2 protein-coding genes are annotated in these 1534 nt (G+C 31.9%); one reads left to right on the plus strand and one right to left on the minus strand.

The features are described from left to right. The first annotated feature begins 91 nt into the window (after nucleotides 1-91). Nucleotides 92-1156, plus strand: a complete 1065-nt coding sequence (locus tag RMN92_RS10275; protein WP_309609359.1) for a type I restriction endonuclease — start codon at nucleotides 92-94, stop codon at nucleotides 1154-1156. A gap of 112 nt (nucleotides 1157-1268) precedes the next feature. Here RMN92_RS10275 and RMN92_RS10280 read toward each other — a convergent pair. Further along, a partial coding sequence (locus RMN92_RS10280; protein ID WP_309609360.1) for a thermonuclease family protein occupies nucleotides 1269-1534 on the minus strand: 266 nt, incomplete at its 5' end.

The following is a 1534-nucleotide window of genomic DNA, read 5'->3' on the forward strand; positions in this document are numbered from 1 at the left end:
CGCCAAGCCACGAGACGTTGGCAGAAATGGCAGAAAACCGCATAAATAACAAGAAAATTTAATACTAATAAACCTAAAATATAAACTAAATATGGATTTGAAAGATCAACTTAAACTAATTGCAGACAGAACAAAACACAAAGAAAGTATTCAAACTGAAGAAGCAACAAAAAACGCATTTGTAATGCCTTTTTTACAAAGTCTAGGTTATGATGTTTTCAATCCATTGGAAGTTGTTCCAGAATTTATCGCAGATATTGGAATTAAAAAAGGCGAAAAAATTGATTACGCAATTTTCAAAGATGGAAATCCAACAATTTTAGTAGAATGTAAAGATTGGCGACAAAACTTAAATGTTCACGACGGACAATTGCTAAGATATTTTCACGTTTCAAAAGCAAAATTTGGTTTATTGACAAACGGAATAACTTATAGATTTTATTCCGATTTAGTTGCGCCAAATAAAATGGACGAGAAACCATTTTTAGAATTCAACATAACCGATATCAAAGACAACCAAATTGAGGAATTGAAAAAATTTCATAAAGCAAATTTCGATGCTGAAAGCATTGTAAATACTGCAAGTGAAATGAAATTTATGAACGAACTCAAACATTTGCTTCATAAAGAATTAACAGAACCAAGTCCAGAATTTGTAAAACATTTTGCAAAGCAAGTTTATCCGAGCGTTGTAACTGCAAAAATTTTGGAACAATTCACAGAATTGACCAAAAAATCTGTTCAACATTATATTAGTGATTTAATTACCGAAAGATTAAAAACTGCATTATCAAAAGAAGACGAAAAAAATAAAGTTGAAAATTCTGCTGAAATTAGCGCGGAACAAAATCTCGAAGATATTAGCAAAGTGAATACAACCGAAGAAGAACTTGAAGGATTTTTAATCGTGAAAACAATTTTGCGACAAAAAATTCCAGCAACAAGAGTAACTTATCGAGATGCACAATCTTACTTTGCAATTTTTCTTGACGACAATAATCGAAAAGCAGTTTGTAGATTATACTTGAACGGTGGAAAAAAATTCATTGGAACTTTAGACGAAAACAAAAAAGAAACTAAAAATGAAATCCAAAGCTTGGACGATATTTTTAATTATTCAGCCGAGTTATTTAAGACAATCGAACAATATGAATAAATAAAGACACTATCTGCCAACAGCGGTTTAGTCTTATTACACCTGTAAAGTATATATTTTATTGGTACTCACAAAATTTAAAATTCAATTAGTACAACATAAGTACAACAAATCAAAAACTTTTTACAAAGCTGTATATCCCAATGCTATTAAGCTGCGCTTGGCGGTTCATTGCTTGGTATTCTGCTAATCGTCCACAATAATAGTTTTGGGTTGCTTTTGCATACCCATTGATCAAAAGCAAATCATTCAAACATTCTCCTCCTGGTAATAATACATATCCCAATTGCCTGTTCCAGTAGTCGTAATAGTTCTCCTGTTCTGTAACGATAGTTACAACCGTTTTAGGCGGCGCAACCGACAAAACGAAGTGCAAGG

The organism is Flavobacterium sp. (assembly GCF_031363805.1).
GTDB lineage: Bacteria > Bacteroidota > Bacteroidia > Flavobacteriales > Flavobacteriaceae > Flavobacterium.

Excerpts from the sequence above, each read along its gene's own strand:
- RMN92_RS10275 (WP_309609359.1), top strand. The coding sequence starts at position 92 with ATGGATTTGAAAGATCAACTTAAACTAATTGCAGACAGAACAAAACAC.